Origin of the sequence: Baekduia sp., assembly GCF_035318805.1 — a bacterium.
In the GTDB taxonomy this organism is placed as follows: domain Bacteria; phylum Actinomycetota; class Thermoleophilia; order Solirubrobacterales; family Solirubrobacteraceae; genus Baekduia.
The window spans coordinates 199428-212884 of the sequence record NZ_DATHDY010000010.1 but is presented as its reverse complement, the minus strand read 5'-3'; the positions used below and the strand labels follow the sequence as shown (position 1 = coordinate 212884).

The window sequence follows — 13457 nt, the reverse complement described above, 5'->3', positions numbered from 1 at the left end:
GTGGAACAACCACTGCGTCGTGGACGCGGCGATCGGGACGTTCATCGAGTACGGCACCAAGGACCGCCGCAAGGACCGCGACAGCTACGCCGAGATGTGGCGCCGCTGGATCTACGACGACTACTACCGCAGCTACCTGGTGCCGCTGGAGAAGTACGGCCTCGACATCCCGCACGACCTCGTCGAGGAGAGCTGGAACCGCATCATCAACAAGGGCTACGTCCACGAGGTCGCCCAGTTCTTCGCCACCGGCTGGTTCGCCAACTACTGGCGGATCGACGCGATGGACGACACCGACTTCGAGTGGTTCGAGCACAAGTACCCGGGCTGGTACGACAAGTACGGCAGGTGGTGGGAGCGCTACGGGGAGCTTGGCAAGAAGAACGGCCACAAGCCGATCGCCTTCGAGCCGGAGCTCTCCGACTACGAATACCCGCATCGCTGCTGGACCTGCATGGTCCCGTGCCTGATCCGCGAGGACACGGTCGTCGACGAGGTCGACGGCCAGGTCCGCACGTACTGCTCGCAGACCTGCCACTGGACCGACAAGGTCGCGTTCCGGCCGGAGTACCACGGGCGCCCGACGCCGTCGATGGGCAAGCTCGCGGGCAAGCGCGAGTGGGAGACGCTCTACCACGGCATGGACGTCGCCGAGATCATGCAGGACCTCGGCTACGTCCGCGACGACGGCAAGACCCTGGTGCCCCAGCCGCACCTGGATCTCGACCCGAAGAAGATGTGGACCCTCGACGAGGTCCGCGGCATCACGCTGAACAGCCCGAACGTGCTCCTCAACGAGATGAGCCCCGAGGAGCGCGAGAAGCACGTCGCCCACTACAAGGCCGGCGGACCCGCCGGCCGCCCCGCCAAGGAGGGCGCCACGGCCTGACCTCTCTCTCCGGTCAGCGACGCACGCCCGGGGACCGAGATGTCCCCGGGTGCCGCGTCGCCGGGCCGTTGGGACGTCACCACCGCGCAATCACACCATGGGTGAGAAGCACATCGCACGCCTGGAGCCCGTCGGGATCGAGATGGAGGTCGACGAGGACGAGACGATCCTCGACGCCGCCTTCCGCCAGGGCCTGATGCTCATGCACGGCTGCAAGGAAGGCCAGTGCGCCGCCTGCAAGTCGTTCCTGCTCGACGGCGAGGTCGACCTCGACCGCTACTCGACGTTCGCGCTGCCGGACTTCGAGGAGTCGGAGGGCTACACGCTGCTCTGCCGCGCCCACGCGATGAGCGACGTCGAGATCGAGCTCATCAACTTCGACGAGGAGATCATCCGCAGCGGCGTGCCGATCGTCACGGCGACCGCCGAGGTCGAGGCCGTAGAGGAGCTGACGCACGACATCCGGCGGCTGGTCCTCAAGCTGCCCGAGCCGCTGGTCTTCAACGCCGGGCAGTACGTGGACATCCACATCCCCGGCGTGGACGGGGAGCACCGCTCGTTCTCCATGGCCAACACCCCGGGGCAGCCGGATCGCCTCGAGTTCATGATCAAGCTCTACGAGGGCGGGCACTTCTCCGGCCTGCTGGCCAACGGCCACGGCATCAAGGTCGGCGACGAGCTGACCTGCACCGGCCCCTACGGCGTCTTCACGCTGCGCGACTCGTCGCCGCGGCGGCTGGTGTTCATCGCCGGGGGCGCCGGCATGGCGCCGATCGTCTCCCTGCTGCGCTCGATGGTCGAGAAGGGCACGACGCGCCCGGCGACCTTCTACTACGGCGCGCGCACGCAGGACGACCTGTTCGCGCTCGAGGAGCTCCAGCGCCTCGGGGGCGAGCTGCCGCAGCTTCGCTTCGTCCCGGCGCTGTCGGAGGCCGACGGCTCCGGCTGGGACGGCGAGTCCGGGCTGATCACCGATGTGGTGGATCGCCTCGAAGGGGACCTCACCGAGGTCGACGCCTACCTCTGCGGTCCGCCGCCGATGGTCGATGCGGCGATCGCGCTGCTGGAGCGCCGCGGGTGCCCCGAGTCCCGCATCTACTTCGACAAGTTCACGACGACCGCGGACGACTGACCGCGGACCACGAGAGGAGCGACATGCCCGATGAGACGACCGTGACGCCGGAGCGCAGCGTCCCGAAGCCGGTGTTCACCGACGCTGAGGCCGGGGCCAAGGAGTTCCCCTCGTCGCGCAGCCGAGCGTACAACTACTTCGAGCCCCGCAAGCGGCGGGCGAGCGTCTACGAGGACGTGACGGTCGACGTCCAGCCCGATCCCGAGCGCCATCTGACCCAGGGCTGGGTCTACGCGTTCGCCGACGGCAGCGCCGGCTATCCGCAGGAGTGGACCGCGCTGAAGTCCCGCGACTGGCACCAGTTCCTCGATCCCAACGAGGAGTGGGAGCAGACGATCTACCGCAACAACTCCAACACGGTGCGGCAGATCACCCAGACGCTGGCCAACGCGAAGGCCGCCGACGCGTACGCCGCATGGAGCCGCTCGTGGATCAGGATCGTCGAGCGCCACGTCTCGGCGTGGGCGCACGTCGAGCACGGCCTCGGCATGCACGTCTACACGCCGGCCCAGCGTGACGCGCCGACCAACATGATCAACAACGCGCTGGCCGTCGGCGCGGCGCACAAGCTGCGCTTCGCGCAGGACATCATCCTCTACAACCTCGATGTCTCCGAGGAGATCGAGGACTTCGACGGCTCCGTGCACAAGGACGCCTGGCAGAACGATCCGATCTGGCAGGGCACGCGGGCCAACGTCGAGATGCTGACCGGGATCCGCGACTGGGCCCAGGCGTTCTTCGCCACGGCGGTCGTCTTCGAGCCGCTGGTCGGCGAGCTGTTCCGCAGCGCGTTCGTCATGCAGGCCGCCGCGCCGCAGGGCGACTTCGTCACGCCGACGGTCATGGGCTGCGGCGAGGCCGACACCGCACGCGAGCAGCGGGGCGCGCGTGCGCTGTTCCGGATGCTCGCCGACGACGTCGAGCACGGGCCCGCCAACCGGCGCCTGATGGACCAATGGCTGGAGGAGTGGGTCCCGGTGAGCCTGGAGGCCGCCCACCAGCTGCAGCCGATCTGGTCGCAGGTCTCCGAGAAGCTCGTGCGCTTCGAGGACTCGCTGCAGCGCTCGAAGACGCGCATGGCCGACCTGCTGGAAGACCTCACCCTCGAGATCCCCAAGGAGATCCGCTCATGACCGAGTTCGTCTCGGACCGCACGTCGTCCAACCGCGCCGGCGTCACGCTGATGAACAATCAGGTCGGCTACGTCGTCGGCCAGGTGATGGCCGACAAGAAGGACATCACGATCCGGGAGATGCCGTCGATGATCCGCGTCGACGGTGTCAACCGGTTCGAGTTCGACTTCCAGGAGATCGCCGACGCCCTCGGGTGGCCCGAGTTCGGCCAGGACGACTTCGAAGAGATCATGTCCACGCACTACGGTCGCATGGTCGTCCTCGACGACCGCGTCCTGATGTTCGCCAACCCCGAGGACGCGGCCGAGTACCTCGGCTTCGACCTCAAGCCGGTCTAGGAGGCCTAGCCGTGTACGAGCACGACGGGGAGAAGTACTTCATCGTCGACAGCCACCTGCACTTCTGGGACGCAAGCCCGGAGAACTGGGTCAAGGGGCAGGAGCAGTACGCCAAGGGCTGGATCGAGTGCTTCCACGCCTACCAGGGACTCGGCCCGCCCGAGACGCATTGGACGATCGAGCACTTCATGAAGTACTCGGTCGACGACTTCGAGAAGGACGTCTTCACGGAGGGCCGCGTCGACCAGGCGATCTTCCAGTCGACGTACCTGAAGCAGTGGTACAGCGAGGGGTTCAACGACATCGAGCACAACGGAGCGCTGCTGGAGCGCTTCCCGGGCAAGCTCCGGGTCAACGGGCGCTGGGATCCGCGCGAGGGCGAGGACGGCCTGCGCCAGCTCCGCGAGGATCACGAGCGCTACGGGCTGAAGGGCGTCAAGCTCTACACCGCCGAGTGGCTCGGCAGCTCGCGCGGCTGGACGCTGAAGGATCCCGACACCGTGCCGTTCTTCGAGCTCTGCATGGAGCTCGGGATCAAGAACATCCACATCCACAAGGGACCGACGATCTGGCCGCTGGACAAGGACGGCTTCGACGTCGCCGACGTGGACCACGCGGCGACCACCTACCCCGAGCTCAACTTCATCGTCGAGCACGTGGGCCTGCCGCGCATCGAGGACTTCTGCTTCATGGCGACGCAGGAGCCCAACGTCTACGCCGGCCTGTCGGTCGTCGTCGGCGGCCTGATGCACGCCCGCCCGCGGTTCTTCGCGAAGGTGATGGGCGAGCTGCTGTTCTGGGTCGGCGAGGACAAGATGCTGTTCGGCAGCGACTACGGCATCTGGGAGCCGAAGTGGCAGATCGAGGGCCTCCTGAACTGGGACTACCCCGACGACACGTTCTCCGACTACCCGCGCTGGACGACCGAGGCCAAGAAGAAGGTGCTCGGCCTCAACGCCGCGCGCCTCTACGGCATCGACGTCCCGCCGGAGTTCCGCCTCCCCGACGCGGTCAGCGCGCCGGGCGATCCGAACGACGCGCAGCTCGTCGAGGGAGCCGCATGATCGGGCGGGCGCAGGTGCTGGCGGCGCTGGCCGCCGTCCACGACCCGGAGCTCGACGAGCCGATCACCACGCTCGGCTTCGTCGGCTCCTGCGTCGTCTCGGCGTCCGGCGACGTCGATGTGCACCTGCGCCTGCCGACCTCGCAGTGCGCCCCGAACTTCGCCTACCTCATGGTGGCCGACGCCCGCGACGCGGTCACTGCGCTGCCGGAGGTGGGGGAGGTGACGGTCGTCCTCGACGAGCACTACACGGGCGACGAGATCAACGGCGCCGTCGCCGCCGGGTCCGGGTTCGCCGGGGTGTTCCCGGGCGAGGGCGCCGGGGAGCTGGACGCCCTGCGCGAGCTGTTTCAGCGCAAGGCGCTGCTGGCCCGCCAGGGCCGGGTGTGCCAGGCGCTGATGAACGGCGGCGCCGACGCCGCCGCGGTGCTGGCGCTGCGCGTCGCCGACCTGCCCGACAGCGCCGAGGCGACGCGCTGCGTGCAGCTGCGCCGCGAGCTCGGCCTGCCGCACGGGCCCGACGCGCCCGCGTTGATCGCGGGCGACGGGGGAACCATCCCCGTCAAGGACCTGCGCATGTGGCTGCGGCGCGCCAGCCTCGTGGGCCTCAGCCTCGAGAGCAACGGCGGGCTGTGCCGCTCGCTGCTGCGGGTCCGCTATGGCGTCCACGACCCGACCGAGGAGAGAGCGTTCGCATGATCGCCGCGCGCCTGCACAAGTACCACGAGCCGCTCACCGTCGAGCAGATCGCCGAGCCCGAGATCACCGGCCCCCACGACGTGATCGTGCGCCTCGGCGGCGCCGGGCTGTGTCGCACCGACCTGCACATCCAGGAGGGGCAGTGGGCCGAGAAGTCGGGCGTGCAGCTGCCCTACGTGCCCGGCCACGAGAACGCGGGCTGGGTGCACGAGATCGGCTCGGCGGTGTCCAACGTCGAGGTCGGCGACACCGTCATCCTCCATCCGCTGGTCACCTGCGGCCTCTGCCGCGCCTGCCGCGCCGGCGACGACGTGCACTGCATCAACAACCTGTTTCCGGGGATCTCGGCCGACGGCGGCTTCGCCGAGCTGATCAGGACCACGGCGCGGTCGGTCGTCACGCTCGACCCGACGCTGCACCCCAAGGACATCGCCGCGCTGGCCGACGCCGGCCTGACCGCCTACCACGCCGTCAAGAAGGCCGCGAGCCTCCTCTATCCCGGGACGCGCGTCGTGGTCATCGGCGCCGGCGGCCTCGGCCACATCGGCATCCAGGTGCTGAAGGCCCTGACGCCGGCCGAGATCATCGTCATCGACCCGTCGGAGGAGGCCCGCGCGCTGGCCACCGAGACGGGCGCCGACCGCACCGTCGCCGCCGACGGCACGCAGGTCGACACGGTCCTCGAGATGACCGACGGCGTGGGCGCCGACGCGATCATCGACTTCGTGGGTGAGCACGGGGTGATCGACGACGGCGTGGCCATGCTCCGGCAGGCCGGGTCCTACTTCGTGATCGGCTACGGCGAGAACGTCGACGTGCCGACCATCGACATCATCTCGCGCGAGATCAACTTCATCGGCAACCTGGTGGGGTCCTACAACGACCTCTCCGAGCTGATGACGCTCACCGCGCAGGGCAAGGTGACCCTGCACACCAGCGGCTATCCGCTGCAAGCCATCAACGACGCGATGGCCGACCTCGACCAGGGACGCCTGCATGGCCGCGGCATCCTCGTCGCCGACGCCGCCTGACAGGAGAGACACCACCGCATGGGCAAGATCATCCACTTCAACGATGATGCGCGGCGCCGGCTGCAGGCCGGCGTCGACGAGCTGGCCGACACGGTCAAGGTGACGCTCGGGCCCAAGGGCCGCAACGTCGTGCTGGAGCGCCTCACCGGCGCGCCGACCATCACCAACGACGGCGTGACGATCGCACGCGAGATCGAGCTGGCAGACCAGTTCGCCAACATGGGCGCCCAGCTCGTGCGCGAGGTCGCCGACAAGACCTCCGAGCTGACCGGCGACGGCACGACGACCGCGACGCTGCTGGCGCAGTCACTCATCCGCGAGGGAATGCGGGTGCTGGACGACGGCGTCAACCCCATGCAGTTGCGCCGCGGCATCGAGGAGGCCGTGGACCTCGTCGTCGCCGAGCTGCTGCGCAGCGCCGTGGAGGTCGGGCCCGACCTGCACCTGGGCAGCGTCGCGACGATCGCCGCCAAGGAGGACGAGCGCATCGGCCGCGCCGTCGCCGAGGCGCTCGCACGGGTCGGCGAGGACGGGGTCGTCAGCGTGGAGCAGAGCGAGCTGCCGGGCATCGCCGTCGAGTTCGTGGAGGGCCTGCACGTCGAGAACGGCCACCTCTCGCCGTACCTCATCCGTGACCGCATGCGGATGGAGACGGTGCTCGAGAACCCGTACGTGCTGATGACCACGCGGCCGATCTCGACCGTCCAGGAGCTGATGGGCGCGATCGGCCAGGTCATGCGCCGGCCCGAGCCGCTGATCATCCTCGCCGAGAAGGTCGACGGCGCCGCGCTGGGCATGCTGGTGCAGAACAACCAGCACGGCACGATGGAGGCCACGGCGATCCGCGCACCGGGCTTCGGCCACCGGCGCATCGCCTACCTCGAGGACCTCGCCGCGTTCACCGGCGGCCAGGTCATCACGCCCGAGGCCGGGCTGAGCCTGGAGCAGGTCGACCTCGAGATGCTCGGCCGCGCCCGGCGCGTGATCGTCACCGAGGACGCGACCACGTTCATCGAGGGCGCGGGCACGGCGGAGAGCGTGGCCGGCCGGCTCAACGAGATCCGCGTGGAGCTCGAGCGGGCCACCCACGAGAGCGACGTCGACGCGCTGCGGGAGCGCCTCGCGCGCCTGTCGAGCCGCCTGGCGGTCATCCGGGTCGGCGGCGCGACGGACGTCGAGACCAAGGAGCGGCTGCGGCGCACCGAGGGCTCGCTCGCGGCGAGCCGCGCGGCGATGGCCGAGGGCATCGTGCCGGGCGGCGGCACCGCGCTGCTGCGCGCCGAGCGCGCGCTGGACGGCGTCGAGCTCGACGGCGACCGCGGCGCGGGCGTGGACGTCGTGCGCTCGGTGCTCGCCGATCCGCTGTTCTGGATCGCGTCCAACGCCGGCTTCGACGGCCACGGCGTCGTCGACCAGGTCCGCGCGATGCCCGACGGCCACGGCCTCAACGCGCTGACCGGGGAGTTCGGCGACCTCATCGAGTCCGGCGTGATCGACCCCGTCCGGGTCACGCGCCTGAGCCTGCAGAACGCGGCGTCGGTCGCCGCGCTCATGCTGACGACCGAGGCGCTGGTCGCCGAGCAGATCATCGGCCAGCCGGGCGCGATCCTCGCGCCGGGCTTCGGCGACCTCGCCGAGGGCATGGCGCGCCCGTCGTCGCCGGTCTGATCGGTCTCGCGTCCGTACCTCCCCGACGCTCAGGCAGCCTCGGGGAGGGCGTCGCCGCGCCGGAGCTCGGTCGCGTCGCGGCGCGTCACCGAGAGGAAGACGACGAGCGCCAGGATGCAGCTGAGGAAGATGTAGCTCGTCCCGGTCGTGCCCAGTCCCAGGCCGCCGTACTTCTTGCTGTTCTGCGACATCTCGTCGCCGATCGACGCCCCGAGCGGGCGGGTCAGGATGTAGGCCAGCCAGAAGGACAGCACGGGGTTGAGGCGCAGGGCGTAGTGCGCGAACGCCACCAGGGCGATCAGCCCGCCGAAGATCGCGATCGAGACGGCGTAGCCGAGGTCGAGCTTCTCGGCCGAGAGGTCGCCGGCCGCGGTGCCGAGCGCGAAGGTGAAGAGGATGGCCAGCCAGTAGAAGGCCTCGCGCCGGGTCGTGACGATGCTGTGGATCGAGAGCGTCCGCTCGCTGGCGTACCAGGCGGCGAAGACCGCGGCGAGCGCGATGGAGAACACGATCGTGCTGGTCGTCAGCGGCACGTTGTAGCGGTCGGTCATGTTGTCGGTGATGAGCGTCCCGAAGACGCTGATGACGACGACGACCGACCAGTAGACCGCCGGGACGTAGCGGCGCAGGCGGAACTGCGCCACGAGGAGCGCCACGAGCAGCGCGCCGGTGACGTAGGTGGTGTTCGTGAGCCCGAAGCCGAGGTTGTCGTTGAGGTAGTCCGCCGCCGTCTCGCCGACGGTGGTGCACATGATCTTGATGACCCAGAAGTAGAGCGTGACCTCGGGCACCTTGTTCAACATCTGGCGGCCCAGCGAGGTCGCCGTTCCGGTGTGGACGGTCGTCGTCATGGCGCGAGCGTGACGCCCGCGGCCTGAACGACTCCTGATCGGCGGCGAGGTCGGGCCGACCCACTAGCCCGCGCGGGCCAGGGACCGCTCGACGAGCCCGCCGAGCTCGAGCCAGTTCTCGCGCGTGGCCGAGGCGGCGCCGCGAGCGTCGCCCGCCGCCGCGCGCGCCAGGATCGCCTCGTGCTGGGCCACCGAGCGGCGGCCGGGCAGCGCCCCGGTGCGCAGCACCTCGAGGCGGCGCAGGCGCGGCGCCATGTGACGCAGCGCCCGCTCGATCTCGCAGTTGCCGGCCGCGTCGACGAAGACCTGGTGGAAGCGGTCGTCCGCCTCGTAGGCCGCGCACGCCGCGCCGACGGTCAAGGCGGCGACGAACGCGTCGTTCTCGGCGCGCAGCCGCTCGGTGGCCTCGAGGTCCAGCCGCGGCACGCCGAGCTCGGCCGCGAGCGCGTGCACGGCGGCCAGCAGCGGGAACGTGTCGTGCGCGTCGCGCGCGGTCAGCGGGCTGACGCGCGTGTAGCGCTGCGGCGCGATCTCGACCAGCCCGTCCTCCGCCAGCCGGCTCAGCGCATCGCGCAGCGGGGTGCGGCTGAGGCCCAGCCACCCGCACAGGTCCTCGTCGTGCAACGGCTCGCCGGGTTGCAGGGTGCCATCGACGATCGCCTCGCACAGCATGCTGTAGGCGTTGTCGCGGAGGAGGTGCCGATCGACCGCGTCCCGTTGCTCGGGCACAGGCATCTGGCATGCCAGTAGATCACCAACGTCCCATCCCTTGCAAGTGCTCACACCGGTGGGTAGACCCTCTGACGGGGCCGCGGGTCCGGCCCCAACGATCAGAGGAGTCGACCGTATGTGCCTGGCGATCCCAGGTCGCGTCATCGAGGTCGTCGACGTCGAGAACCGGCTCGCCCGCGTGGATGTCGCCGGCGTCCGGCGCACCGTGAACGTCGGCCTGCTGGACGCCGGCGGCGCGGGCGTCGAGCCCGGGGACTGGGTCCTCATCCACGTCGGCTTCGCGCTCTCGAAGGTCGACGAGGAGGAGGCGGCCGCCACGCTCAAGCTGCTGGAGGGCATGGGCGCCGACTACGAGCTCGAGCTCGAGGAGCTGAAGGCGAGCGTGATCGAATGAGCTGCCACTGCGTGACCTGCGGCGACGACGGGGTGCCGATGCGGGTGCTCCGCGTCGACGCGCAGCGCGGCCTCGCGCTATGCGAGGACGGCGACGGCGCCCACGGCTCGGTGGAGACCGCGCTGGTGGAGCCGGTCGCACCCGGCGACACGCTGCTCGTGCACGCCGGCACCGCGCTCACCCGCATGCAGGACGCCGCGGCATGAAGTTCGTCGACGAGTTCCGCGACGCGGCGCTGGGCCGCGTGCTGGCCGGCGAGATCCTCGGCGCCGTGCCGCCGGGCCGCCACCTGAAGATCATGGAGGTCTGCGGCGGCCACACGCACGCGATCTACAAGTACGGCATCGACGACCTGCTGCCGGCCAACGTCGAGCTGGTCCACGGCCCCGGCTGCCCGGTGTGCGTGATCCCGATGGGCCGGGTGGACGACGGCATCGCGATCGCCCGCCAGCCCGGCGTGATCCTCACCTGCTTCGGCGACATGATGCGGGTGCCCGGCTCGGACGGCACGCTGCTGGAGGCCAAGGCCCAGGGCGCCGACGTCCGGATGGTCTACTCGCCGCTGGACGCCCTGCGCATCGCCAAGTCCGAGCCCGACCGCGAGGTGGTGTTCTTCGCGATCGGCTTCGAGACGACGGCGCCGTCGACCGCGCTCACGCTCAAGCGCGCCAAGGCCGAGGGCGTCACGAACTTCTCGTGCTTCTGCAACCACGTGACGATCGTGCCGCCGCTGCGGGCGCTGCTGGACTCGCCCGACCTGCGCCTCGACGGCTTCGTCGGCCCCGGCCACGTGTCGACCGTCGTCGGCGCCCGCCCGCTGGAGTTCATCCCGGCCGACTACGGCAAGCCCGTCGTGGTCTCGGGCTTCGAGCCCGTCGACATCCTGCAGTCGGTCCTGATGATCCTGCGCCAGCTCGGCGAGGGCCGCTGCGAGGTCGAGAACCAGTACAAGCGCGTGGTCCCCTACGAGGGCAACCTGCGCGCGCTGGAGGTCATGGCCGAGGTCTTCGCGCTGCGCCCGCACTTCGAGTGGCGCGGCCTGGGCTTCATCTCGCACAGCGGCCTGCGGCTGTCGGACGCCTACGCCGACCTCGACGCCGAGCTGCGCTTCGCGGTCCCGGGCGTCCGCGTCGCCGACCCCAAGGCGTGCCAGTGCGGCGAGGTGCTCAAGGGCGTGATCAAGCCGTTCGAGTGCAAGGTCTTCGGGAGCGCCTGCACGCCCGAGCGCCCGATCGGCACGTGCATGGTGTCCAGCGAGGGCGCCTGCGCCGCGTACTACAACTACGGGCGCTTCGCTCGGGAGCGGGAAGTCGTTTAAGTGCCGTCGGACGCACGCACGAGCCTGCGAGGGCGCAAGTCCGAGACCGGATCTCCGTCCGAGCGCGAGGCCAAGGTCCTGGGGATCATCGAGACCCAGCGGTCCAAGCGGCCGAAGTTCCGCGACGAGCGGATCACCATGGCCCATGGCGCGGGCGGCAAGGCGACCGGCTCGCTCGTCGAGGGCCTGCTCGTCCCGGCCTTCTCCTCGCCCGCCCTCGACGCGCTCGCCGACGCCGGCATGGTGCGCGTGGGCGGGGCCGATCTCGCGCTCACGACCGACAGCTTCGTCGTCAAGCCGATCCGCTTCCCCGGCGGGTCGATCGGCGAGCTGGCGGTCAACGGCACGGTCAACGACCTCGCGATGGTCGGGGCGCGGCCGGTGGCGCTCAGCCTGTCGCTGATCCTCGAGGAGGGGCTGCCGTCCGACGTCCTGCGCGCGGAGGTCGAGGCGATCGCCCGTACCGCCGCGGTGGCCGAGGTGGCGATCGTCGCGGGCGACACGAAGGTCGTCGAGCGCGGACACGCCGACCAGATGTACGTCTGCACGACGGGGCTCGGACACGTCGACGCGCGCGCGGCGCTGTCGCCGTCGGCCCTGCGTCCCGGCGACAAGCTGATCGTGTCGGGCCCGATCGGCGAGCACGGCACGGCGATCATGCTCGCGCGCGGGGAGTTCGACCTCGACGCCACGATCGAGTCCGACACGCGCTCGCTGTGGCCGGCGGTCGACGTCCTGCTGCAACACGCGGGTGGCGGCCTGCGCTGCCTGCGCGACGCGACGCGTGGCGGCGTCGCCTCGGTGCTCAACGAACTGGCGCGCGCCTCCGGCGTCGCGATGCTCGTGCGGGAGGCGGCGGTGCCGGTCGACCCGGCGGTCGCCGGCGCCACCGAGCTGCTGGGGATCGACCCCATGCACGTGGCCAACGAGGGCGTGTTCGTGGCGGCGGTCGCCCCGGAGTGGGCCGGCGCGGCGCTGGCCGCCCTGCGCGCGGTGGCCGGGGCGGAGCGCGCGGCCGAGATCGGTGAGGTGCGCACCAGCCCGACCGGGATGGTGCTGGTGGAGACGGCGTTCGGCGGACGACGGGTGATGGACCAGCTCGTCGGCGACCCGCTGCCGCGGATCTGTTGACACGAGAGGGGTAGAGATGGCATCGGTCGAGTTCGTCCCCAACCAAGCCGCGACCGAGGCGGTCACGGCGCACGTGCTGTGGATCACCGTCGGGCTGTCCTGCGAGGGGGACTCGGTGGCCATGACATCGGCCACGAACCCGAGCCTCGAGGACATCATCACCGGGGCGATCCCGGGCCTGCCCAAGGTGGTGATCCACAACCAGGTCATCGCCTACGAGGTCGGCCAGGAGTTCATCCAGGCGTGGTTCGACGCCGAGGCCGGAAAGCTCGACCCGTTCGTGCTGGTCATCGAGGGCTCGCTCGGCAACGAGAAGATCAACGGCGACGGGTACTGGACCGGCTTCGGCGTGAACCCCGAGACCGGCCAGCCGATCACGGTCAACGAGTGGTGCGACCGGCTCGCGGGCAAGGCCGCCGCGGTCGTCGCCGTCGGCACGTGCGCCACCTACGGCGGCATCCCGGCGATGAAGAACAACCCGACCGGCGCCATGGGTGTCCGCGACTACCTGGGGTGGAACTGGAAGTCCAAGGCGGGCATCCCGATCGTCAACATCCCCGGCTGCCCGGCCCAGCCCGACAACATGACCGAGACGCTCGTGCACCTCGTGTACGCGCTGGCCGGCATGGGCCCGGTCCCGGAGCTCGACGACGCCGGCCGCCCGGTCTCGCTGTTCGGGCGGACCACGCACGAGAGCTGCAACCGCGCCGCGTTCTACGAGGAGGGCGACTTCGCCACCGAGTACGGCGCCGACCACCGGTGCCTGGTCAAGCTGGGCTGCAAGGGCCCGGTCGTCCGGTGCAACGTGCCGCTGCGCGGATGGGTCAACCACATGGGCGGCTGTCCCAACGTCGGCGGCATCTGCATGGCCTGCACGATGCCGGGGTTCCCCGACAAGTACATGCCCTTCATGGACGAGGACCCGCTGGGCCAGGTGTCCTCGAACGTCGCGAAGTTCACCTACGGCCCGCTCCTGCGCTGGGGCCGCCACATGAACGTCAAGCGCAAGTACGACAAGGAGCCCGAGTGGCGGCACAACCGCTCCGAGCTCACGACCGGCTACGCCAAGCGCTGGTAG

Annotated in this window: 14 protein-coding genes and 1 pseudogene; 13 read left to right on the top strand and 2 right to left on the bottom strand. The window is 70.3% G+C overall.

Going from position 1 to position 13457, the window contains the following annotated elements:
* From VK501_RS02015 to groL, 8 genes and pseudogenes are all read left to right on the top strand, one after another.
* A pseudogene (locus tag VK501_RS02015) lies at nt 1-889 on the top strand (methane monooxygenase); the annotation flags it as partial.
* 97 nt (nt 890-986) lie between these two features.
* A complete protein-coding gene (locus VK501_RS02010) occupies nt 987-2021 on the top strand; it encodes a 2Fe-2S iron-sulfur cluster binding domain-containing protein (RefSeq protein WP_324334109.1) in 1035 nt (344 codons plus the stop codon).
* Between the two features lie 23 nt (nt 2022-2044).
* On the top strand, nt 2045-3154 hold the full coding sequence (locus tag VK501_RS02005) for a hypothetical protein (RefSeq protein WP_324334107.1): 1110 nt from the start codon (nt 2045-2047) through the stop codon (nt 3152-3154).
* Entirely contained in the window at nt 3151-3492 is a 342-nt protein-coding gene (mimD, locus tag VK501_RS02000) for a propane 2-monooxygenase effector subunit MimD (protein WP_324334105.1), read from the top strand. Before VK501_RS02005 ends, mimD begins: the two co-directional genes overlap by 4 nt.
* Nucleotides 3493-3503: 11 nt before the next feature.
* Nucleotides 3504-4556 carry an amidohydrolase family protein gene (locus VK501_RS01995; protein ID WP_324334103.1) on the top strand — a complete coding sequence of 351 codons (1053 nt, stop codon included), beginning with the start codon at nt 3504-3506 and terminating at the stop codon, nt 4554-4556.
* Nucleotides 4553-5254 carry an iron-sulfur cluster assembly protein gene (locus VK501_RS01990; RefSeq protein ID WP_324334101.1) on the top strand — a complete coding sequence of 234 codons (702 nt, stop codon included), beginning with the start codon at nt 4553-4555 and terminating at the stop codon, nt 5252-5254. Before VK501_RS01995 ends, VK501_RS01990 begins: the two co-directional genes overlap by 4 nt.
* Nucleotides 5251-6285 carry an NAD(P)-dependent alcohol dehydrogenase gene (locus tag VK501_RS01985; protein WP_324334098.1) on the top strand — a complete coding sequence of 345 codons (1035 nt, stop codon included), beginning with the start codon at nt 5251-5253 and terminating at the stop codon, nt 6283-6285. The genes VK501_RS01990 and VK501_RS01985 overlap by 4 nt, the downstream gene beginning before the upstream one ends.
* Before the next feature lie 18 nt (nt 6286-6303).
* Complete coding sequence (gene groL, locus VK501_RS01980) at nt 6304-7953, top strand: chaperonin GroEL (protein ID WP_324334096.1); 1650 nt, start codon at nt 6304-6306, stop codon at nt 7951-7953.
* A 29-nt stretch (nt 7954-7982) separates the two neighbouring features.
* Here the strand turns inward: groL and VK501_RS01975 are convergent, their stop codons facing one another.
* Together VK501_RS01975 and VK501_RS01970 are read right to left on the bottom strand one after the other, a co-directional pair.
* The gene (locus VK501_RS01975) at nt 7983-8804 is read right to left on the bottom strand and encodes a hypothetical protein (protein WP_324334094.1); all 822 of its coding nucleotides are present in this window, start codon (nt 8802-8804) and stop codon (nt 7983-7985) included.
* Between the two features lie 63 nt (nt 8805-8867).
* Nucleotides 8868-9539 (bottom strand): GntR family transcriptional regulator, encoded by a 672-nt coding sequence (locus VK501_RS01970; protein ID WP_324334092.1) that lies wholly within the window; start codon nt 9537-9539, stop codon nt 8868-8870.
* Nucleotides 9540-9651: 112 nt separating this feature from the next.
* On the opposite strand from VK501_RS01970, the gene VK501_RS01965 reads away from it, so the two are divergent.
* Genes VK501_RS01965 through VK501_RS01945 form a run of 5 tightly spaced genes read left to right on the top strand, consistent with a single transcriptional unit; the run spans nt 9652 to nt 13457 of the window.
* Complete coding sequence (locus tag VK501_RS01965) at nt 9652-9930, top strand: HypC/HybG/HupF family hydrogenase formation chaperone (RefSeq protein WP_324334090.1); 279 nt, start codon at nt 9652-9654, stop codon at nt 9928-9930.
* Nucleotides 9927-10136 (top strand): HypC/HybG/HupF family hydrogenase formation chaperone, encoded by a 210-nt coding sequence (locus VK501_RS01960; protein ID WP_324334088.1) that lies wholly within the window; start codon nt 9927-9929, stop codon nt 10134-10136. Before VK501_RS01965 ends, VK501_RS01960 begins: the two co-directional genes overlap by 4 nt.
* A complete protein-coding gene (hypD, locus tag VK501_RS01955; protein WP_324334085.1) occupies nt 10133-11248 on the top strand; it encodes a hydrogenase formation protein HypD in 1116 nt (371 codons plus the stop codon). The genes VK501_RS01960 and hypD overlap by 4 nt, the downstream gene beginning before the upstream one ends.
* The gene (hypE, locus tag VK501_RS01950; RefSeq protein WP_324334083.1) at nt 11249-12379 is read left to right on the top strand and encodes a hydrogenase expression/formation protein HypE; all 1131 of its coding nucleotides are present in this window, start codon (nt 11249-11251) and stop codon (nt 12377-12379) included.
* Between the two features lie 16 nt (nt 12380-12395).
* The gene (locus VK501_RS01945; protein ID WP_324334081.1) at nt 12396-13457 is read left to right on the top strand and encodes a hydrogenase expression protein HypE; all 1062 of its coding nucleotides are present in this window, start codon (nt 12396-12398) and stop codon (nt 13455-13457) included.